The organism is Pseudomonas sp. T8 (genome assembly GCF_024610635.1).
Lineage (GTDB): Bacteria > Pseudomonadota > Gammaproteobacteria > Pseudomonadales > Pseudomonadaceae > Aquipseudomonas > Aquipseudomonas chlororaphis_I.
Genome location: NZ_CP102374.1, coordinates 4,573,340 through 4,594,524, shown reverse-complemented (window position 1 = coordinate 4,594,524; position 21,185 = coordinate 4,573,340). Strand labels below are relative to the sequence as shown.

General features: G+C 63.0%; 19 protein-coding genes. 7 read left to right on the top strand and 12 right to left on the bottom strand.

All coding sequences use genetic code 11. The features are described 5' to 3' along the window. Window positions 1–26: 26 nt before the first annotated feature. The 3 genes from rho to NRG23_RS20655 all read right to left on the bottom strand — a co-directional run bounded on the left by rho (window position 27) and on the right by NRG23_RS20655 (window position 2,689). Window positions 27–1,286, bottom strand: a complete 1,260-nt coding sequence (gene rho, locus NRG23_RS20665; RefSeq protein ID WP_007926725.1) for a transcription termination factor Rho — start codon at window positions 1,284–1,286, stop codon at window positions 27–29. A 248-nt stretch (window positions 1,287–1,534) separates the two neighbouring features. Beyond that, window positions 1,535–1,864: a thioredoxin TrxA gene (gene trxA, locus NRG23_RS20660; protein WP_003206727.1), complete on the bottom strand. Its 330-nt coding sequence runs from the start codon at window positions 1,862–1,864 to the stop codon at window positions 1,535–1,537. A 126-nt stretch (window positions 1,865–1,990) separates the two neighbouring features. Further along, entirely contained in the window at window positions 1,991–2,689 is a 699-nt protein-coding gene (locus NRG23_RS20655; protein WP_038635974.1) for a FadR/GntR family transcriptional regulator, read from the bottom strand. A 254-nt stretch (window positions 2,690–2,943) separates the two neighbouring features. Here NRG23_RS20655 and NRG23_RS20650 point away from each other — a divergent pair, with 254 nt between their 5' ends. From NRG23_RS20650 to ppx, 5 genes are all read left to right on the top strand, one after another. Further along, a complete protein-coding gene (locus NRG23_RS20650) occupies window positions 2,944–3,729 on the top strand; it encodes a transporter substrate-binding domain-containing protein (protein ID WP_009046127.1) in 786 nt (261 codons plus the stop codon). Window positions 3,730–3,750: 21 nt separating this feature from the next. Continuing rightward, the gene (locus NRG23_RS20645; protein WP_007926722.1) at window positions 3,751–4,419 is read left to right on the top strand and encodes an amino acid ABC transporter permease; all 669 of its coding nucleotides are present in this window, start codon (window positions 3,751–3,753) and stop codon (window positions 4,417–4,419) included. Next, on the top strand, window positions 4,416–5,066 hold the full coding sequence (locus NRG23_RS20640; RefSeq protein ID WP_023967887.1) for an amino acid ABC transporter permease: 651 nt from the start codon (window positions 4,416–4,418) through the stop codon (window positions 5,064–5,066). The genes NRG23_RS20645 and NRG23_RS20640 overlap by 4 nt, the downstream gene beginning before the upstream one ends. Further along, complete coding sequence (locus NRG23_RS20635; RefSeq protein WP_009051420.1) at window positions 5,053–5,787, top strand: amino acid ABC transporter ATP-binding protein; 735 nt, start codon at window positions 5,053–5,055, stop codon at window positions 5,785–5,787. Before NRG23_RS20640 ends, NRG23_RS20635 begins: the two co-directional genes overlap by 14 nt. Before the next feature lie 222 nt (window positions 5,788–6,009). Next, window positions 6,010–7,512, top strand: a complete 1,503-nt coding sequence (gene ppx / locus NRG23_RS20630) for an exopolyphosphatase (protein ID WP_009051421.1) — start codon at window positions 6,010–6,012, stop codon at window positions 7,510–7,512. Window positions 7,513–7,681: 169 nt separating this feature from the next. Here ppx and ppk1 read toward each other — a convergent pair whose 3' ends face one another. Further along, the gene (ppk1, locus tag NRG23_RS20625; RefSeq protein ID WP_009051422.1) at window positions 7,682–9,901 is read right to left on the bottom strand and encodes a polyphosphate kinase 1; all 2,220 of its coding nucleotides are present in this window, start codon (window positions 9,899–9,901) and stop codon (window positions 7,682–7,684) included. A gap of 18 nt (window positions 9,902–9,919) precedes the next feature. After that, window positions 9,920–10,933, bottom strand: a complete 1,014-nt coding sequence (gene hemB / locus NRG23_RS20620; RefSeq protein ID WP_009051423.1) for a porphobilinogen synthase — start codon at window positions 10,931–10,933, stop codon at window positions 9,920–9,922. Window positions 10,934–11,140: 207 nt separating this feature from the next. Here hemB and NRG23_RS20615 point away from each other — a divergent pair, with 207 nt between their 5' ends. Further along, entirely contained in the window at window positions 11,141–11,764 is a 624-nt protein-coding gene (locus tag NRG23_RS20615; RefSeq protein WP_041985046.1) for a DedA family protein, read from the top strand. On the opposite strand, the gene NRG23_RS20610 is transcribed toward NRG23_RS20615, so the two are convergent. Beyond that, entirely contained in the window at window positions 11,745–12,980 is a 1,236-nt protein-coding gene (locus tag NRG23_RS20610) for a sterol desaturase family protein (RefSeq protein ID WP_009051425.1), read from the bottom strand. The two genes, NRG23_RS20615 and NRG23_RS20610, sit on opposite strands and share 20 nt — an antisense overlap. Window positions 12,981–13,093: 113 nt before the next feature. Between NRG23_RS20610 and elbB the strand changes: the two genes are divergently transcribed. After that, complete coding sequence (gene elbB / locus NRG23_RS20605; RefSeq protein WP_101283906.1) at window positions 13,094–13,762, top strand: isoprenoid biosynthesis glyoxalase ElbB; 669 nt, start codon at window positions 13,094–13,096, stop codon at window positions 13,760–13,762. Between the two features lie 48 nt (window positions 13,763–13,810). Here the strand turns inward: elbB and NRG23_RS20600 are convergent, their stop codons facing one another. The 6 genes from NRG23_RS20600 to NRG23_RS20575 all read right to left on the bottom strand — a co-directional run bounded on the left by NRG23_RS20600 (window position 13,811) and on the right by NRG23_RS20575 (window position 21,179). Further along, window positions 13,811–14,266, bottom strand: coding sequence for a YaiI/YqxD family protein (locus NRG23_RS20600; RefSeq protein ID WP_016703198.1), 456 nt, complete (start codon window positions 14,264–14,266; stop codon window positions 13,811–13,813). A 102-nt stretch (window positions 14,267–14,368) separates the two neighbouring features. Continuing rightward, window positions 14,369–16,267 (bottom strand): FTR1 family protein, encoded by a 1,899-nt coding sequence (locus NRG23_RS20595; RefSeq protein WP_041985053.1) that lies wholly within the window; start codon window positions 16,265–16,267, stop codon window positions 14,369–14,371. A 229-nt stretch (window positions 16,268–16,496) separates the two neighbouring features. Continuing rightward, complete coding sequence (locus NRG23_RS20590) at window positions 16,497–17,702, bottom strand: ISL3 family transposase (RefSeq protein ID WP_257371463.1); 1,206 nt, start codon at window positions 17,700–17,702, stop codon at window positions 16,497–16,499. A 142-nt stretch (window positions 17,703–17,844) separates the two neighbouring features. Next, window positions 17,845–18,477: a LysE family transporter gene (locus tag NRG23_RS20585; RefSeq protein ID WP_007926706.1), complete on the bottom strand. Its 633-nt coding sequence runs from the start codon at window positions 18,475–18,477 to the stop codon at window positions 17,845–17,847. 210 nt (window positions 18,478–18,687) lie between these two features. Beyond that, on the bottom strand, window positions 18,688–19,269 hold the full coding sequence (locus NRG23_RS20580) for a mechanosensitive ion channel family protein (protein WP_009046137.1): 582 nt from the start codon (window positions 19,267–19,269) through the stop codon (window positions 18,688–18,690). Further along, window positions 19,269–21,179, bottom strand: a complete 1,911-nt coding sequence (locus tag NRG23_RS20575) for an ATP-binding cassette domain-containing protein (protein ID WP_063433363.1) — start codon at window positions 21,177–21,179, stop codon at window positions 19,269–19,271. Before NRG23_RS20575 ends, NRG23_RS20580 begins: the two co-directional genes overlap by 1 nt. Window positions 21,180–21,185: the final 6 nt, after the last annotated feature.

Sequence of the window (21,185 nt, the reverse complement as noted above, 5' to 3'; positions counted from 1 at the left end):
CCCCGGCTTTTGCGGTCCCGCTCGACTTACTTGCGTTTCATCGACAGGAAGAACTCATCGTTGGTCTTGGTCTGTTTCAGCTTGTCGACCAGGAACTCGATGGCGGCGACTTCATCCATAGGATGCAGCAGCTTGCGCAGGATCCACATGCGCTGCAGCTCGTCGTCGGCGGTCAGCAACTCTTCGCGGCGGGTGCCGGAACGGTTGATGTTGATGGCCGGGAATACACGCTTCTCGGCGATCTTGCGGTCCAGAGGCAGCTCCATGTTGCCGGTGCCCTTGAACTCTTCGTAGATCACTTCGTCCATCTTCGAGCCGGTTTCAACCAGCGCGGTGGCAATGATGGTCAGCGAGCCGCCTTCTTCGATGTTCCGCGCGGCGCCGAAGAAACGCTTCGGTTTTTCCAGGGCGTGGGCATCGACACCACCGGTCAGCACCTTGCCGGAGCTCGGGATCACGGTGTTGTAGGCACGGGCCAGGCGGGTGATGGAGTCGAGCAGGATCACCACGTCCTTCTTGTGTTCGACCAGGCGCTTGGCCTTCTCGATCACCATCTCGGCAACCTGCACGTGGCGGGTTGGCGGCTCGTCGAAGGTGGAGGCGACCACTTCGCCGCGCACGGTGCGCTGCATCTCGGTCACTTCTTCCGGACGTTCGTCGATCAGCAACACGATCAGATGAACTTCAGGGTTGTTGCGGGTGATGTTCGACGCGATGTTCTGCAGCATGATGGTCTTGCCCGCTTTCGGCGGAGCAACGATCAGACCGCGCTGGCCTTTACCGATCGGGGCGCACAGGTCGATGACACGACCGGTCAGGTCTTCGGTGGAACCGTTGCCGGCTTCCATCTTCATGCGCACGGTCGGGAACAGCGGCGTCAGGTTTTCGAACAGGATCTTGTTCTTCGCGTTCTCGGGACGATCGTAGTTGATCGTGTCGACCTTCAGCAGTGCGAAGTAACGCTCGCCTTCCTTTGGAGGGCGGATCTTGCCAACGATGGTGTCACCGGTGCGCAAGTTGAAACGACGGATCTGGCTCGGGGAGACGTAGATATCGTCTGGGCCGGCCAGATAGGAGGCGTCGGAGGAGCGAAGAAAGCCGAAGCCGTCCTGGAGGATCTCCAGCACGCCATCACCGGAGATTTCCTCGCCGCTTTTAGCGTGCTTTTTCAGCAGGGAGAAAATCACGTCCTGCTTGCGCGAACGGGCCATATTTTCTATGCCCATCTGTTCGGCCAATTCGAGCAGTTCGGTAATCGGCTTTTGCTTGAGTTCAGTCAGATTCATATAGGAATGACGTAATCATTTATGGAGGGGGGGAAATTAAGCTTTTGGCTTAATGATGCCGCGCCGCGGAGAAGGCGACAGGATCGCGTACTTATTCGAAAAGGAGAGCGTCGGCGACGGCTTGCAGGGGGCAGAGGAGAAACCAGTGCGGGGCCGAATGTAACACCTGAGTTTCTGAGCGTCTAGCCCTGAATAATGAAAAAGCCCCGCTATTTACGGGGCTTTTTTGATGCGATTTACAACGACGCTTAGATGTTGGCGTCGAGGAAAGCAGCCAGTTGCGACTTGGACAGTGCGCCGACCTTGGTGGCTTCGACGTTGCCGTTCTTGAACAGCATCAGCGTCGGGATACCACGCACGCCATGCTTGGCCGGGGTTTCCTGGTTTTCGTCGATGTTCAGCTTGGCAACGGTCAGCTTGCCTTTGTAGGTTTCAGCGATTTCGTCCAGGACCGGAGCGATCATTTTGCATGGGCCGCACCACTCAGCCCAGTAGTCGACCAGTACAGCGCCTTCGGCCTTGAGTACGTCAGCCTCGAAGCTAGCGTCGCTAACGTGTTTGATAAGATCGCTGCTCATGGAAGTCTCCAGGTTGTAAGCAAAAAAACGTGGCCCATCATAGCCGCCCTTCCCGCGTTCAGGAAGCCGGAGTTGATTGACTCTCGCTATGGTGCCCGATGAATTTGGGTATAGCTCAACTGGAAACTATGCGGGGGTGACAAAGGCGATTCCGGTGCGCAATGCCGCGCCACGCACATGCTCCTGCATGGCCTTCTGCGCCGCTCCAGAGGCATGCCGGGCCAGCCCGCGCAGGATCTTGCGGTGCTCCTGCCAGGTTTCCATGGCCCGCTCGGGCCGGATGAACGGTAGTTTCTGGCTCTCCAGGAAGATCTCGGCGCTGGTACTGAGAATGCTCACCATTGCCTGATTGCCGCTGGCCTGCAGGATCTTCTGGTGAAACTCGAAGTCCAGCCGCGCCGCCGCCTCGAAATCCGCCGCCCGCAGCTCGTTGCGCATGGTCTCGACATTGTCCTGCAGCGCATCCAGCTCGTCGGCGGTCAGGGTCACGGCCGCCAGCCCCGCGGCGAAGCCTTCCAGGGCGTAACGCAGTTGGAAGATATCCGTCGGCGAGGCCTGGGCCGCGAACGGCCAGCTCAGCCCCGCGCCATTGACCGGCGACTCCGCGGCCTGCACGAACACGCCCTTGCCGGGCTGCACGCTGATCACGCCCAAGGCGCTCAAGGACGACAGCGCCTCGCGCAACGAGGCCCGGCTGACCCCCAATTGCACGGCCAGATCGCGCTGCGACGGCAGCGCATCGCCCGGGCCGAAGCCGCGCTCGTTGATCAATTGGCGGATGGCTTGCAGCGCCACCTCGGGTACGGCGCGGGAGATCGAGTTCATAAAATTCAGGCTGGCCGGTCCAGGAAAAAGCTAGTTGTAAAGCTATTCGCCGAGCCCGGCAAGTCGTGCCCCAAGGGGGTTCGGGCGCATCGCCGGACGCTCGATAAGGGGGCAGAAACGCCAACAACTGTTCAGACCAGTAAGACCGAACAAAACCAGCAAAACCCAGCACTCCAGGGCTTTTACCGGCGTTTGGCACGGCCTGTGCTGTGTCGCTGCGCAGAAATCACTTCCCGTGAATCCGGAGATTTGCCATGACCAAGCGTTTCAGCGCCCTGCTCTCTGCCCTGTTTGCCAGTCTGATGCTGAGTCAGACGCCCGCCCATGCCAACGGCCTGGACGATGTCGTCGCCCGTGGCACCCTCAAGGTGGCCGTGCCCCAGGATTTCCCGCCGTTCGGCTCGGTCGGTCCGGACATGAAACCCCGCGGCCTGGATATCGACACCGCGAAACTGCTGGCCGACCAGCTCAAGGTCAAGCTCGAACTGACACCGGTCAACAGCACCAACCGCATTCCGTTCCTGACCACCGGCAAGGTCGACCTGGTGATCTCCAGCCTCGGCAAGAATCCGGAGCGCGAGAAGGTCATCGACTTCTCCCAGGCCTACGCGCCCTTCTACCTGGCGGTATTCGGCCCACCCGAGGCGCCAATCGCCACCCTCGACGACCTCAAGGGCAAGACCATCAGCGTCACCCGTGGCGCCATCGAAGACATCGAACTGACCGCCGTGGCCCCGCAAGGCGTGACCATCAAGCGCTTCGAGGACAACAACTCGACCATCGCCGCCTACCTGGCCGGCCAGGTCGACCTGATCGCCAGCGGCAACGTGGTGATGGTCGCCATCAGCGAGCGCAACCCGAAACGCATCCCGGCGATGAAGGTCAAGCTCAAGGATTCCCCGGTCTATGTCGGCGTGAACAAGAACCAGCCGGAGCTGCTGGACAAGGTCAACCAGATCCTCACCACCGCCAAGGCCGACGGCAGCCTGGAAAAGAACGCCCAGCTGTGGCTCAAGCAGCCGTTGCCGGCTGGCCTCTGATCGCGGTCGCGGAGGTTATCCATGGCTTATCAGTTCGACTTTCTACCGGTGCTGGAAAACACCGGCCTGCTGCTGCGCGGCGCCCTGTTCACCCTTGAGCTGACCGCCATCGGCGCGCTGCTCGGGGTCGGCCTGGGCATCGTCGGCGCGGTGGTGCGGGCCTGGAAGATCCAGCCCTTCTCGGCCCTCTTCGGCGTCTACGTCGAGCTGATCCGCAACACCCCGTTCCTGGTGCAGCTGTTCTTCATCTTCTTTGGCCTGCCGTCCCTGGGGCTGCAGATCTCCGAGTGGCAGGCGGCAGTGCTGGCAATGGTGATCAACCTGGGCGCCTACTCCACGGAAATCATCCGCGCCGGCATCCAGGCCATCCCCCGCGGCCAGCTGGAAGCCGCGGCGGCCCTGGCCATGACCCGCCTGGAAGCCTTCCGCCACGTGGTGTTGCTGCCGGCGCTGGGCAAGGTGTGGCCGGCCCTGAGCAGCCAGATCATCATCGTCATGCTCGGTTCGGCGGTGTGTTCGCAGATCGCCACCGAGGAGCTGAGCTTCGCCGCCAACTTCATTCAGTCGCGCAACTTCCGCGCCTTTGAAACCTACGCCCTGACCACGCTGATCTACCTGTGCATGGCCCTGCTGATCCGGCAGCTGCTGAACTGGGTCGGGCGCCGCTATATCGCGAGGAGCAGCCAATGAGTGATTTCAGCTTCTGGGACATCGTGCGCAACCTGCTGACCGGCCTGCAATGGACCCTGCTGCTGTCGCTGGTGGCCTTTGTCGGCGGAGGCCTGATCGGCTTGCTGATCATGACCCTGCGCATTTCCAAGAAGGCTTTCCCCAGCCATTTCGCCCGCCTGTACATCGAGCTGTTCCAGGGCACGCCGCTGTTGATGCAGCTGTTCCTGGTGTTCTTCGGCATCGCCCTGCTGGGTGTGGATATCTCGCCCTGGCTGGCGGCGGCCATCGCCCTGACGCTGTTCACCAGCGCCTACCTGGCGGAGATCTGGCGCGGCTGCGTCGACTCGATCCCCAACGGCCAGTGGGAAGCCTCCTCCAGCCTGGCGCTCAACCCTTATGAACAGCTGCGCCATGTGATCCTGCCACAAGCTCTGCGGATCGCCGTGGCGCCCACCGTGGGCTTTTCGGTGCAGGTGGTCAAAGGCACCGCGGTGACCTCGATCATCGGCTTCACCGAGCTGACCAAGACCGGCGGCATGCTCGCCAACGCCACCTTCGAGCCCTTCATGGTCTACGGCCTGGTGGCGCTCGGTTACTTCTTGCTGTGCTACCCCCTGTCCCTCAGTGCGCGCTACCTGGAAAGGAGACTGCATGCCTCTGCTTAGAATTTCCGCCCTGCATAAATATTACGGCGACCATCATGTGCTCAAGGGCATCGACCTCAGTATCGAGGAAGGCCAGGTGGTGGCGATCATCGGCCGCAGCGGCTCGGGCAAGAGCACTTTGCTGCGCACCCTCAACGGCCTGGAGTCGATCAACGACGGGGTCATCGAAGTCGACGGCGAATACCTCGACGCCGCCCGCGCCGACCTGCGCAGCCTGCGGCAGAAGGTCGGCATGGTGTTCCAGCAGTTCAACCTGTTCCCACACCTGACCGTCGGCGAGAACGTCATGCTCGCCCCGCAAGTGGTGCAAAAGGTGCCCAAGGCCAAGGCCGCCGAACTGGCGCGCGAGATGCTGAAACGGGTCGGCCTGGAGGAGAAGTTCGACGCCTTCCCCGACCGTTTGTCCGGCGGCCAGCAGCAGCGGGTGGCGATTGCCCGGGCCCTGGCCATGTCGCCCAAGGTGCTGCTGTGCGACGAGATCACCTCGGCCCTCGACCCGGAACTGGTCAACGAAGTCCTGAGCGTGGTGCGCCAGCTGGCCAAGGACGGCATGACCCTGATCATGGTGACCCACGAGATGCGTTTTGCCCGGGAAGTGGGCGACAAGCTGGTGTTCATGCACCAGGGCAAGGTGCATGAAGTGGGCGACCCGAAAGTGCTGTTCGCCAACCCGCAGACGCCGGAGCTGGCGAACTTCATCGGGACCAACGAAAGCGCTTGATGCTGACTGGAGCCGCTGCCGCAGGCTGCGATAAGGCCCGCAGGGCCTTCCTGGGCCCTCAAGAACAACGCCTGCTGCGCAGTCGGTCGCAGCCTGCGGCAGCGGCTACAGGAGCTGTGGCGCAAGGATTCATGCGTTGAATCAACGCATTGGACACTGCGCGTTGGCGCGAGCGATTGATCGTGGCAGGATGGCAAGGTTATCGACCGAGACCCCCAAACCATGCCGCAAACCCAAGCCAAGAATCTGTCCCTGATCGCCGCCATCGACCTGGGCTCCAACAGCTTTCACATGGTCGTGGCCAAGGCTCACCATAATGAAATCCGCATTCTCGAGCGGCTCGGTGAAAAGGTGCAGTTGGCCGCCGGGATCGACGAAGACCGTCAACTCAACGAAGAATCCATGCAGCGCGGGCTCGATTGCCTGAAGCGCTTCGCCCAACTGATCAACGGCATGCCCTTGGGCGCGGTGCGTATCGTCGGCACCAACGCCCTGCGCGAAGCCCGCAACCGCGGCGAGTTCATCCGCCGCGCCGAGGAAATCCTCGGCCACCCGGTGGAAGTCATCTCCGGTCGTGAAGAAGCCCGCCTCATCTACCTGGGCGTGTCCCATACCCTCGCTGACACCCCGGGCAAGCGCCTGGTCGCCGACATCGGCGGCGGCAGCACCGAATTCATCATCGGCCAGCGCTTCGAGCCACTGCTGCGCGAAAGCCTGCAGATGGGCTGCGTCAGCTTCACCCAGCGCTATTTCCGCGACGGCAAGATCACCCCGGCGCGCTACGCCCAGGCCTACACCGCGGCGCGCCTGGAAATCATGAGCATCGAACACGCCCTGCATCGCCTGACCTGGGATGAAGCCATCGGCTCCTCGGGCACCATCCGCGCCATCGGCCTGGCGCTCAAGGCCGGCGGCCACGGCAGTGGCGAAGTCAACGCCGAAGGCCTGGCCTGGCTCAAGCGTCGGCTGTTCAAGCTGGGCGACGTGGAGAAAATCGACTTCGAAGGCATCAAGCCGGATCGCCGGGCGATCTTCCCGGCCGGCCTGGCGATTCTCGAAGCCATCTTCGACGCCCTCGAACTGCAGCGCATGGACCATTGCGAAGGCGCCCTGCGCGAAGGCGTGCTCTACGACCTGCTGGGCCGTCATCACCACGAAGACGTGCGCGAGCGCACCCTTGGCTCGCTGATGGAGCGCTATCATGTCGACCTGGAACAGGCTGCCCGGGTCGAGCGCAAGGCGCTCCACGCCTTCGACCAGGTGGCAGAGGACTGGGACCTGGAGGACGGCGTCTGGCGCGAACTGTTGGGCTGGGCCGCCAAGGTCCATGAAGTGGGCCTGGACATCGCCCACTACCATTACCACAAGCATGGCGCCTACCTGATCGAGCACTCGGACCTTGCCGGCTTCTCCCGCGAAGACCAGCAAATGCTCGCGCTACTGGTACGCGGTCACCGCCGCAACATTCCCAAGGACAAGTTCGCCGAATTCGGCGAGGAAGGCAGCAAGCTGATTCGCCTGTGCGTACTGCTGCGTTTCGCCATCCTGTTCCACCACATCCGCGGCACCCAGGAAATGCCCCAGGTAAAGCTGCACGCCGCCGGCGACAGCCTGGAGGTGATGTTCCCGGCAAACTGGCTGGACGAGAACCAGCTGACCCAGGCCGACTTCGCCCTGGAAGCGGAATGGCTGACCCGGGTCGGCATCACCCTCAACGTGCACTGATCTCTGCGTAGGAGCCGGCTTGCCGGCGAAGAGGCCCTCGAGCCCTGCATCAGCCTTGAGGACGCCTCGCCGGCAAGCCGGCTCCTACAATCCCCAGCCAAGCGATATAACAACAAAAAGGCCAGCCCGATGTTCGGGCTGGCCTTTTTGTTGGCGGCACCTGAGGTGCTCAGCGCACCGCCAGCACCGGGTTGCTCAGGCGCTCCAGCAATGTGGCCTGGGCGCTGCGCGGGTTCTGGTTGCCGGTCGGCGTGTTGCGGATGTAGCGGCCGTCCGACTGCAGGCTCCAGCTGTGGGTGTTATCGGTGAGATAACTTTCCAGCTCCTTCTTGACCCGCAGGATCAGCTTCTTGCCCTCGACCGGGAAGCAGGTCTCGACACGCTTGTCGAGGTTGCGCTCCATCCAGTCGGCGCTGGACAGGAACATCTGCTCCTCGCCGCCATTGAGGAAATAGAACACCCGGGTGTGCTCCAGGAAGCGACCGATGATCGAGCGCACATGGATGTTGTGCGACACGCCGGCGATCCCCGGACGCAGGCAGCACATGCCCCGCACCACCAGGTCGATGCGCACGCCCGACTGGCTGGCCTTGTACAGCGCGCGGATGATCTTCGGATCGGTCAGCGAGTTGAACTTGGCGATGATGTGCGCCGGCTTGCCGTCCAGGGCGAACTGGGTCTCCCGGGCGATCATGTCGAGCATGCCCTTCTTCAGGGTGAAGGGCGCATGCAGCAGCTTCTTCATGCGCAGGGTCTTGCCCATGCCGATCAACTGGCTGAAGAGCTTGCCGACGTCTTCGCACAAGGCATCGTCGGAGGTCAGCAGGCTGTAGTCGGTGTACAGGCGGGCGTTGCCGGCGTGGTAGTTGCCGGTGCCCAGGTGGGCATAGCGCACGATCTCACCGGATTCGCGACGCAGGATCAGCATCATCTTGGCGTGGGTCTTGAAGCCGACCACGCCGTAGATCACCACCGCGCCGGCCGCTTGCAGGCGGCTGGCCAGTTGCAGGTTGGACTCTTCGTCGAAACGCGCGCGCAGCTCGATCACCGCGGTGACTTCCTTGCCGTTACGCGCCGCGTCCACCAGCGCATCGACGATTTCCGAGTTGGCGCCGCTGCGGTACAGGGTCTGGCGCACCGCCAGCACGTGCGGGTCCTTGGCCGCCTGGCGCAGCAGGTCGACCACCGGAGTGAAGGACTCGAACGGGTGCAGCAGCAGGATGTCCTGCTTGCTGATCACGCTGAAGATGTTCTCGCTGTTCTGCAGCAGCTTGGGAATCTGCGGGGTGAACGGCGTGTATTGCAGCTCCGGGTGGCTGTCCAGGCCGGTGATGCTGAACAGGCGCGTCAGGTTCACCGGACCGTTGACCTGGTACAGCTCGGTCTCGCTCAGGTTGAACTGCTTGAGCAGGTAGTCGGACAGATGTTTCGGGCAGGTGTCGGCCACTTCCAGACGCACCGCATCGCCGTAACGACGGGAGAACAGCTCGCCGCGCAGGGCGCGGGCCAGGTCTTCGACGTCCTCGGTGTCCACCGCCAGGTCGGCGTTGCGGGTCAGGCGGAACTGATAGCAGCCCTTTACCTTCATGCCCTGGAACAGGTCATCGGCGTGGGCGTGGATCATCGACGAGAGGAATACATAGTTGTCGCCAGGGCCGCCGACTTCTTCCGGCACCTTGATGATCCGCGGCAGCAGGCGCGGCGCCGGGATGATCGCCAGGCCGGAATCGCGGCCGAAGGCGTCGATCCCTTCGAGTTCGACGATGAAGTTCAGGCTCTTGTTCACCAGCAGCGGGAACGGGTGCGTAGGGTCGAGGCCGATCGGGGTGATGATCGGCGCGATCTCGTCGCGGAAGTAACGACGGACCCAGGTCTTGAGCTTGGTGGTCCAGTAACGGCGACGGATGAAGCGGACCTGATGTTTCTCCAGCTCCGGCAACAGGATGTCGTTGAGGATCGCGTACTGGCGGTCGACGTGACCGTGCACCAGGTCGCTGATGCGCGCCAGGGCCTGGTGCGGTTGCAGGCCATCGGCACCGGCCTGTTCACGGGCGAAGGTAATCTGCTTCTTCAGGCCGGCGACGCGGATCTCGAAGAACTCGTCCAGGTTGCTGGAGAAGATCAGCAGGAACTTCAGGCGCTCCAGCAACGGGTAGGACTCGTCCAGCGCCTGTTCCAGCACGCGGATGTTGAACTGCAGTTGCGACAGCTCGCGATGGATATACAGGCTGCTGTCATCCAGGCTCGGGATGACCAGGGTCGGCATCGCCACATGCGGCGCGTCCGCTTGCACCGGCGGGGCTTCCAGCTCCGGTGGTGTTTCAACAACCTGCTCGACCACGGGTTGAGCTTCTTTTACGGCAACTTCAGTGAGTCCTTCGGTATTCATCGCGTGTTCCTGGGAGGGCTATTTTTGCTCTCGTAACAATTGAGCAGCACGAACGGCAAAGTAAGTCAGGATGCCATCGGCACCCGCGCGTTTAAAGGCGGTCAAGGATTCGAGGATAACCCCTTCGCTCAACCAGCCATTCTGGATCGCCGCCATGTGCATGGCGTATTCGCCGCTGACCTGATAGACAAAGGTCGGCACCTTGAATTCATCCTTGACCCGCAAAAGGATGTCCAGGTACGGCATGCCCGGCTTGACCATGACCATGTCTGCGCCTTCGGCGAGGTCGGCGGCCACTTCATGCAGGGCTTCGTGGCTGTTGGCCGGGTCCATCTGGTAGGAGGCCTTGTTGGCCTTGCCCAGGTTCAGCGCCGAGCCGACCGCGTCGCGGAACGGGCCGTAATAGGCGCTGGCGTACTTGGCCGAATAGGCCATGATCCGCACGTTGACGTGCCCGGCCAGCTCCAGGGCTTCGCGGATCGCCTGGATGCGACCGTCCATCATGTCCGAAGGCGCGACCACCTGGGCGCCGGCTTCGGCATGGGACAGGGCTTGCTTGACCAGCGCATCGACGGTGATGTCGTTCTGCACATAGCCTTCTTCGTCGAGGATGCCGTCCTGGCCGTGAGTGGTGAACGGGTCGAGCGCCACGTCGGTGATCACCCCCAGCTCGGGGAAACGCTCACGCAGCGCGCGGGTGGCGCGCTGGGCAATGCCGTTCGGGTTCCAGGCTTCGGCGGCGTCCAGCGACTTGAGCTCCGCCGGGGTCACCGGGAACAACGCCAGCGCGGGAATCCCCAGCTCGACCCACTGCGCCGCTTCCTCCAGCAGCAGGTCGATGGTCAGGCGTTCGACGCCCGGCATCGACGCCACCGCTTCCCGGCGATTCTCACCGTCGAGCACGAATACCGGCAGGATCAGGTCATCGGTGGTCAGGACGTTTTCACGAACCAGGCGACGAGAAAAATCATCACGACGATTGCGACGCAGGCGGGTGGCAGGAAACAAACGGTTGGCTGGGGTAAAGCTCACGACAGACTCCTGAGCCCGCGCAGGCGGGCGAGCGTGACAGTTATAAGCGCCCATTATGACGAACGGATGACAGTTGTGCTTAACCCTGTGACCGGTAGTCGCAGCTATTGTCCAGCCAGCATTTGTTCACGTCGAGACACATTTGGATACTTTCCTCCATGGGCTCGAAGGGTTAGGCTGCGCGTTCATTTCGCCAGCATCCAGACAATGCTCCAACAATTTCTTCAGGAATTCGGCTACTTCGCCCTCTTTCTCGGCACATTCTTCGAAGGCGAGACCATCCTGGTTCTGGCCGGCTTTCTCGCGTTTCGCGGATACATGGACATCAACCTGGTGGTGGTCGTGGCCTTCTTCGGCAGCTACGCCGGCGACCAGCTGTGGTACTTCCTGGGACGCAAGCACGGGCGCAAGCTCCTGGCGCGCAAGCCGCGCTGGCAATTGATGGGCGATCGGGCGCTGGAGCATATCCGCAAGCATCCGGACATCTGGGTGCTGAGCTTCCGCTTCGTCTACGGCCTGCGCACCGTGATGCCGGTGGCCATCGGCCTGTCGGGGTATCCGCCGGGACGTTATCTGTTGCTCAACGGCATTGGCGCGGCGATCTGGGCCGCCGCCCTGGCCGCCGCGGCCTATCACTTCGGCGCCGTGCTCGAAGGCATGCTGGGCAGCATCAAGAAATACGAACTGTGGGTGCTCGGCGCCTTGCTGGTCCTGGGCTTTGCCCTGTGGCTGCGCCGCCGCTTCAAGAATGCGCGGCTGGCCAAGGCGATCTACGAAGCCGAACAGGTCAAGCAGAACGATTGCTGCAAGTCTAAGACGCCAGTCGAGTAAGGCGGCCCCGGCAGCAGTAAAGCGCAATGCCACTGAGCAGGCTGTAACTGATCAGGCCGACCCAGCCCAAGGCGCTGGCCGGCCACAGCCCGACCAGGGGCGCCAGCCACACCAGCGGCAGGTTCGACGCCAGCCGCAGCAACTCCATCTTCAGCGCCCACGGGCGATTCTCCAGCGCCACCCCCAGCACGAACAGACCGAAGGCCATGGCGCTCCAGCCCAGCACCAGGGCCGCGACCGGCAGGCTGTCGCCCAGGTTCATCAGGTAGCTGCCAAAGGCGGCGTACACCGCGAACTGCAACACCACATACCCCTGCTGCCAGACATCCAGCGGCACCTCGAACTTGCGGAACTGGCTCAGGTCCGGCTTGCGCAGCGGGTACTGGGCCGCCACATCCGCCGGGCGCCAGCCGGTGCGCATGAACCAGATCCGCAGCTTGTCCCACAAGCGCTCGGCACGCCGCGCATCATCGAGCAACTGGGCATAGAACTGCAGGTTGGCCCACACCGGGTTCCAACTGGCCAGGGGCGTGGTGACGCCGAAGATCACCGGCTCGTTGTCGTCCTCCTCCTGAAAGGTGCCGAACAGCCGGTCCCAAATAATGAACACGCCGCCGTAGTTGCGATCCATGTAGAGAGCGTTCTGTGCATGGTGGGCCCGATGATTGGACGGCGAGACAAAAAACCATTCGAACCAGCCGAGCTTGGGAATGTGCCGGGTGTGCACCCAGAACTGATACAGCAGGTTCAACGCCCCCACGCTGACAAACACCAGCAGCGGCACCCCCAGCACGGCCATCGGCAGGTAGAAGATCCAGCTCAGCAGGAAGCCGGTGCTGGTCTGGCGCAATGCCGTGGAGAGGTTGTAGTCCTCGCTCTGGTGATGCACCGAATGCGCCGCCCAGAGAATGTTGCGCTCATGGCCCATGCGGTGCAGCCAGTAGTAGCAGAAGTCGTAGAGGACAAAGGCGAACACCCAGACCCAGGCGCTCTCGGCCGACAGGCTGAAGAGCCCCAGGTGTTCCAGGGCAAAGGCGTAGGTCACCAGGCCGACGCCCTTGGTCAGCAGCCCGGTGGTGGTCGACAAGGCCCCGGTGCTGAGGCTGTTGATGGCGTCCGCGACCCGATAGTTGTTCACCCCCCGCCAGCGGTCGACCAGCAGCTCGAGGGCGATCAGCACAAAGAAGAACGGCACCGCATAAAGAATGAAATTCATGACACGACCTGATCGGAATCCTGATCGAAGATTAGGTCGGGCGGCGGGATAACCCTATGGCAACGGGCGACAAATTAGTGGACATTTAACGCCATGAATCTGGAGAAAAAACCATGAGCAAAAAAGTTGCAGTGATCCTTTCCGGCTGTGGCGTCTACGACGGTGCCGAGATCCATGAAAGCGTCATCACCCTGCTGCGCCTGGACCAGCGTGGCGCCCAGGTGCAGTGCTTCGCCCCGAACATCGCCCAGCTGCATGTGATCAACCACCTGACCGGCGCAGAGATGCCCGAGTCGCGCAATGTCCTGGTGGAATCGGCGCGCATCGCCCGTGGCCAGGTGAAAGACATTCGTGAGGCCGACGCCGAAGACTTCGACGCACTGATCGTGCCCGGCGGCTTTGGCGCGGCGAAAAACCTCTCCAACTTCGCTGTGGAAGGGGCCGGCTGCACGGTCCAGCCGGATGTCCTGGCGCTGACCGAAGCCTTCGCCGAAGCCGGCAAGCCGGTGGGCCTGATCTGCATCTCGCCGGCCTTGGCGGCGAAGATCTACGGCCCGGGCGTCACCTGCACCATTGGCAACGACGCCGACACCGCGGCCGCCGTCAGCAAGATGGGCGCGACCCACACAGAGTGCGCCGTCGGCGACATCATCGAAGACAAGGCACGCAAGCTGGTCAGCACCCCGGCCTACATGCTCGCACAGTCCATCAGCGAAGCGGCGGCGGGGATCAATAAGCTGGTGGATCGGGTGCTGGAACTGACCCACGAAAACGACGAGTAATCCAAAAACCGTGGCGAGCCGGCAAGCGCCCTCGCCTCGCGGGAATCGTCAGGCCTGGCGCGCCAGCCGCGTCAGGATGCGGTCCAGGGCATTGGCGAAGGCCTGCTTCTCGCGGTCCCCATAAGCGCCTGGCCCACCACCGACCTGCCCCTGCTCGCGCAGATCGGTAAACAGGTTACGCACCGCCAGCCGCTCACCCATGTTCTGCGCATCGAATTCCTTGCCCCGCGGGTCGAGGGCGGCGACGCCTTTCTTCACCAGGCGGTCGGCCAGGGGCACGTCGCTGCAGATCACCAGTTCGCCCGGCACTGCGTGTTCCACCAGGTAGTCGTCGGCCGCATCCGGGCCGCTGGGCACCACGATCAGCTTGACGCAGGCAAAGGCCGGCTTGATCTGCGGCTGCCCCGCCACTAGCACCAACTCGAACTGACGCTTGAGGGCAAACCTCACCACCTGGTCCTTCGCCGCCTTGGGGCAGGCGTCGGCATCGATCCACACACGCATTGCGTTATTCCTCTGAAAGCATCGCGGGCAAGCCGCGCGCCTACAGATCTCGATGAACTGTGGGCGCGCGGCTTGCCCGCGATAATGAGCGAAACGGATGCCTCAGGAAACCTGGGGCCGCCGTTTCTCGGCAATGCGGCTGCGACTGTAGAGCACGATGATCGCCACGATCGCCACCGCCTGTGCCGTCAGCGAGTAGGCATCGGCGTGAATGCCCAGCCAGTCGAAGTCGAAGAATGCCACCGGCCGCGTACCGAAGACTCCGGCCTCCTGCAGCGCCTTGACGCCATGCCCGGCAAACACCACCGACAAGGCGCACAGCAATGCCGCGTTGATGCCGAAGAACAGGGCCAGCGGCAGCTTGGCCGAACCGCGCAGGATCACCCAGGCCAGGCCGAACAGCAGCACCAGCGCCGTGGCGCCGCCGGCCAGCACCGCGTTGTGGCCCGCCGGGCCGGCCTGCAGCCACAGGGTTTCGTAGAACAGGATCACTTCGAACAGCTCGCGATAGACCGAGAAGAACGCCAGCACCGCAAAGCCGAACCGGCCTCCACCGCCCACCAGGCTGCTCTTGATGTAGTCCTGCCAGGCCGCCGCGTGCCGACGGTCGTGCATCCACACGCCGAGCCACAGCACCATGACACTGGCGAACAAGGCCGTGGCGCCTTCCAGCAACTCGCGCTGGGAGCCGCTGACGTCGATCACATAGGCCGCCAGCGCCCAGGTCGCCAGGCCGGCCAGCAAGGCCAGGGCCCAGCCGACGTTGACGCTGCGCACCGCCGATTGCTGGCCGGTATTGCGCAGGAAGGCCAGGATCGCCGCCAGCACCAGGATCGCTTCCAGGCCCTCGCGCAACAGGATCAGCAGGCCGGAAATGTAGCTCAGCGACCAGCTCAGGCCGTCGCTGCCCAGCAGGCCCGCCGACTCTGTCAGCTTGGCCTTGGCGGCAGCCAGACGCTGCTCGGCCTGCTCTGCCGGCAAGCCGTCCTGCAGCGCCTGACGATAGGCCATCAGGGCTTTCTCGGTGTCCTTGCGCACGTTGGCGTCGACGTTGTCGAGGGAGCTTTCCACCAGCTCGAAGCCTTCCAGATACGCCGCCACCGACAGGTCGTAGGCCTGTTCGCGGTCACCGGCGCGGTAGGCGGCCAGGCTCTTGTCCAGGGTCGAGGCGGTGTAGTCGAGAAGTTGCGCCGGGCCGCGCTTGACCTGTGGTGGCTGGGCGCGCTGGGCACGGAAGGTGGCCGCGGCCTGCGGGCCTTCGGCGGCCTCTACTTCGCTTGGGGTCTGGCGGGCCAGGTCGGCGAGGTTGTAGCTCTTGTCGCCCTTCGCCGCGGCCGGGTCGGCGGTGAAGCCGGCGATATAGGTCGCCAGGTCCCAGCGCTGGCGGTCGTCCAGCTGATCGGCGAACGACGGCATGTCGGTGCCTTCGACGCCCAGGCCGAGGGTGTTGTAGATCGCGTAGAGGCTCAGGTGATCCGTGCGCGCCGCATCCCGCAGGTTGGCCGGTGGCGGCGTCAGGCCAACACCGGCCGGGCCGTCGCCGGCACCGGTGTCGCCGTGACACACTGAGCAGTGCTGGGCATACAAAGGCGCGCCACGGCTCGGGTCCGGGGTGATGATCGGGGCCTGGCTGACCTCATAGGCCACCGCCAGCCTGGCGCCCAGCTGCCGCGCCTGGCGGGCGACGAGGGCACCGTCCGCCTTGGCCTTGACCGCCTCGTTCAGGCTGGCGATGCCCTGCTCCAGCTCGGCCTTCTCCGGCTTGGCCGGCAAATCGGCGACCAGCCCCTGCAACACGCCGAGAAACTCGACCTGCTCACGGTACTCGGAGTCATCAATGACCTTGCCCGCCTCGACCGTCGGTGGGTAGTCCGCACCAATGTAGTCGAGCAGGTGCAGCGCCTTGGGCGCGCCTTCTACGGTGTCCGCCAGCAGGTTGGCGCTGCACAGGGCCAATAGCGGCAGCACGAGCCACGCCAGGAAACGGGAGGGGGCAGTCATGAACGAATCTCAAATGGAAATACGAAGTAACACATTGTTCACTTCCAATGAGTTTCACTCAAGCGTTGTCACGCGCGACACCCAGACGCAGTCGCGCCTGATGCCTGGCCAAAGCCTTGAATCACCTGGGGTCCGGGGTTTCCTGAACAAAGATGAAATAAATCCGGACATCACCGGGACCGGTTCATGCTCCCGGATTCTCCGGGGACACAGGCATAAAAAAGGTTCTTCACGGATTACCGGGAAAGACGCTCTTGATCTTCATGAAAAAGAATTCGCTATCCCGGTAACCGTACGCCATTCGTTTGATGACCTTTATGCGATTGTTTATTCCTTCCAGCTGACCGGTGTGCATCGGCCAGCGAACGCGGCTGACGATGCCCCGCCAGTAACTCTTTAGCCGTTTGGCGAACTGGATCAGTGCCGGTATTTCGCTTTCATGAGCATGGCGCAACCATTGCTTCCAGGCCGATCTCCAGCTCCAAGCGGTATTCGGCGTCCAGAGCGTTTTGAGTTCAGCCTTCATCAAGTAGACCGTCATCAACGCTTGGTTGGCCGCCAGCAAATCCTGCAAGTGAACCTGTTGTTCCGGCGTTTTCAGATTCTGTGGATTGCGTAGCAGTAGCCATCGCGCTTGCTTGATGACCTTACGAGCAGGCTTGTCGTGGCGTAGCCGATTAGCCTCGTCAACGCGGACCCGATCAATCACCTCTCGGCCATATTTGGCCACCACATGGAAGAGGTCATAGACCACGCGCGCTTTGGGGCAGTGCCGGCGAACCTCCAGGTCAAAAGCGGTGTTCATGTCCATCGCCACCGCTTCGATTCGGGCGCAACCCTCTGTTCCCAACTCTTCGAAGAACGGCCTGACCGCCGCACGGCTGCGGCCTTCGCCGATCCACAGCACTCGTCGTGTATCTGCATCCAGCACCACACTGGCGTAACGATGGCCCTTGAACAGAGCGAACTCGTCCATCACCAGACGCCGTGGTTGCGCCTTCGGCAGATCGCTCAATGCCGTTTGCAAGGCGCGACGCTCTAGCAGCCGAACGGTGTCCCAATGCAACCCAAACAGTTGAGCCACGTGTAACGTGGGAAGGCGCTCGCAGGCTTGAATCACCGCATCGGCCAAGCGGCGCGTCATACGGGCATAGCGATCCAGCCAACTGACAGTCTCCATGCGTTTGCCGCAGTCACGACAGCCAACACGTCTGAGCAAAACGCTGAGGCGCACTGCACGGCCGAGAATGGGCAAATCACGAACGACTCGCTCGCAATACTCGTGAGTGGTTGAACAGGGCTTTTGGCATCCACCACAGGAAGGGAGTCGGGTGGTGTGGGGCGTCAGATCGATCTGTAGGGCATCGCCATCAGGCTTGATCGTGACGACAGAAAAGCCCTCCCAAAAAGGAAGGAAAGTATTAATATCGTGCATAAGAACGCCGGTTTTTTAGATGTGTTTGCTCGCACGAACATCATCAATCAAATCGGCGTTCTTGTTTCTGTGTTTCCCGGAATTCCGTGAAGAACCATAAAAAAGGCGCCCTCGATAGGCGCCTTTTTGTAGGGCGAGTCTCTTAGACCGGCGCTTTGCGAATGGTCGCCAGCAAGCCGGCGGCGCCGAGGAACAGACCGGCGAAGGTGCGGTTCATCCGGCGTTGCTGGGTCGGCGTGCGCAGCAGGCGCAGGACCTTGGAAGCCAGGCCGGTGTAGCCGGCCATGACGATCAGGTCGACGGCGATCATGGTCGCGCCGAGGATCAGGTACTGCTTCACCAGCGGCGCGTGGGGATCGATGAACTGCGGCAGGACCGCCAGCATGAACACCAGCGCCTTGGGGTTGCTGATGTTGACCAGGAACCCGCGGAACACCAGGGCCAGGGGTTTGCCGATCGGCCGGATCGCGGCGTCGTCGCTCAGGTCGCTGGGCAGCGCGCGCCACTGTTTGACCGCGAGGTAGACCAGGTAAGCCACGCCGAACCATTTGATCGCGTAGAAGGCGGTCGAGGATGCCGCGAGAATCGCCCCCACACCGGCGGCGACAATCGCAATCTGCATGGCCAGGCCCAGTTGCAGGCCCAGGGCGTTCCAGTAACCGCGCCAGAAACCGTATTGCAGACCGCAGGACATCGACGCAATCGCGCCGGCCCCCGGGGAAAGGCTGATCACCCAGCAGGCGGCAAAAAACGCCAGCCATGTCTCAAGAACCATCGCACACCTCGGCTCGAATTCGTCGTAGACGCCTAAGCTAATGTGCTGGCGGGCGGATGACCATAGATTTTTGTCGGACAGATACCCCTGACTGCCGAAGGCTGCGCTAAGGCCCGCAGGACCTTCCTGCGATCTCAAGAGCGCGTCTGCTTCGCAGCCGATCGCAGCCTTGCGATGCTCGGCAGCGGCCACAGGGACGGTACAGGGGGACTATTTCTCGCCGGAGCCTATCGACAGCGCATCGCTGCCACGCCAACGGCGCACCGAACGCTGGAAGAACAGGCTGTTGGGCACTTGCACCATGACGCCGCCGGTGCCGGCTTCCTCGGCCTCGATCAACGAGGTGTACAGCAGGTTGATTGCCACCACCCGGCCCTTGATGCCCGGTTTGTCGAGGGTGTCCACCAGCTCGACCACATCGCCGATGCGGAACGGGCCCACGGTAAAGATCAGGATGGCGCACAGCAGGTTGGACAGCACGCTCCACATGGCGAAGAAGGCCACCGCCGCCACCGCGACAAAACCGGACAGGGCAGTCCAGAGCACCGTCGCCGACACCCCGAGCCGCTCCAGCACGAAGATCAGCGCACTGCCCATGATCAGCCAGCGCAAGCCACCGCGCAGCGGCATCAGCAGCTGCGGCGGGAACGGATAACGTTCACCCAGGCGGGTCAGGCAGCGCGCGACAAAACGCTGGGTGATGTAGCCAGCCAGCAGGATCAGCAGGATTTGCACGGTGACCCACAGCGGCTCGACCCACGTGATCGGCACAGGCAGCTTGAACGCTTCCATCAGGACAAGGCTTCCAATTCCGCCTGCATGCTTTCCAGCAGTTCCAGGGCTTCCATCCAGGCCTCTTCCAGCTCGCCTTCGCGCACCTTCAGCTTGGCCTGCTCGGCCAGCAGATCACGCAATTCATCCTTGCGAGCCGCTTCGTAGACACCACTGTCGCCAAGGCTGGCTTCTATTTTCGCCAGCCGCTCGTGGACCTTGCCCAGCTCGGTTTCCAGCTTGTCGGCTTCGCGCTTGTGCGGGGCCAGTTGCTGGCGCAGGGCCGCGGCTGCCTGGCGCTGGGCCTTCTTGTCGGTCTTGTCCGGGTTGACCGTGGTCGTGCTGACCGGCGCGTTGCGCTGGCGGTAGTCCACCAGCCAGCGTGCGTAGTCGTCCAGGTCGCCGTCGAACTCCTCGACCTTGCCGTCGGCCACCAGGAAGAAGTTGTCGGTGGTGCTTTTCAGCAGGTGACGGTCGTGGGAGACCACCAGTACCGCGCCGCTGAACTCTTGCAGGGCCATGGTCAGGGCCAGGCGCATCTCCAGGTCCAGGTGGTTGGTCGGTTCGTCGAGCAGCAACAGGTTAGGGCGGTCCCAGGCGATCAGGGCCAGGGCCAGGCGCGCCTTTTCGCCACCGGAGAAGTTCAGCACCGGCTCGTCGATACGCGCGCCGCGGAAGTCGAAGCCGCCGAGGAAATCGCGCAGGGTCTGCTCGCGCTCGGTCGGCGCCAGGCGCTGCAAATGCAGCAACGGGCTGGCCTTGGCGTCGAGCGAGTCCAGCTGGTGCTGGGCGAAGTAGCCGACCACGGTATTCTCGCCACGGGTCAGGCGGCCGCCCAGCGGCGACAGCTCGCCGGAAAGGTTCTTGATTAGGGTCGACTTGCCGGCGCCGTTGGGGCCGAGCAGACCGATGCGCGCACCCGGGGTCAGTTGCAGCTTGACCTTCTCCAGCACGGTCTTCTCGCCGTAACCCAGGCGGGCATCGGACAGATCGAGCAGCGGGCTGGAGATCTTTTCCGATTCGCGGAAAACGAAGTCGAACGGCGAGTCGACGTGGGCGGCGGACAGCTCTTCCATCCGCTCCAGGGCCTTGATCCGGCTCTGGGCCTGGCGGGCCTTGGTGGCCTGGGCCTTGAAGCGCGCAATGTACTTTTCCATGTGCGCGCGTTGCGCCTGCTGCTTCTCGTAGGCTTGCTGCTGTTGCGCCAGGCGTTCGGCACGGGCCCGCTCGAAGGCGCTGTAGCCACCGCGATAGAGGGTGATCTTGCGCTGATCGACGTGAGCCACATGGTCGACCACGGCATCGAGGAAATCGCGGTCGTGGGAAATCAGCAACAAGGTGCCGGGGTAGCCCTTGAGCCAGTCTTCCAGCCAGAGAATCGCATCGAGATCCAGGTGGTTGGTCGGCTCGTCGAGCAACAGCAGGTCCGACGGGCACATCAGCGCCTGCGCCAGGTTGAGGCGCATCCGCCAGCCACCGGAGAAGTCGCCGACCTGACGGTCCATCTGCTCGTTGCTGAAGCCCAGCCCAGCCAGCAACTTGCGCGCCCGGGCGTCGGCGGTATAACCGTCAGCGCTGTCCAGCTCGGCATGCAGGCGTGCCAGGGCCGCACCGTCATGGGCCGCTTCGGCGGCGGCCAGCTCACGCTGCACCTGACGCAGGCGCAGGTCGCCATCGAGCACGTAGTCGACCGCCAGCCGCTCGAGGGTGTCGACCTCCTGGCGCATATGGGCGATGCGCCAGTCGGCGGGCAGGAAGCAGTCGCCCGAATCCGGGTGCAACTCGCCACGCAGCAAGGCGAACAGGCTGGATTTGCCGGCGCCGTTGGCACCGATCAGGCCGGCTTTCTGGCCGGCGTGCAGGGTCAGCTCGGCGTCTTCTAGCAGACGTTGCGGACCACGCTGTAAAGTCAGGTTCTGAAGTCGAATCATAATGGC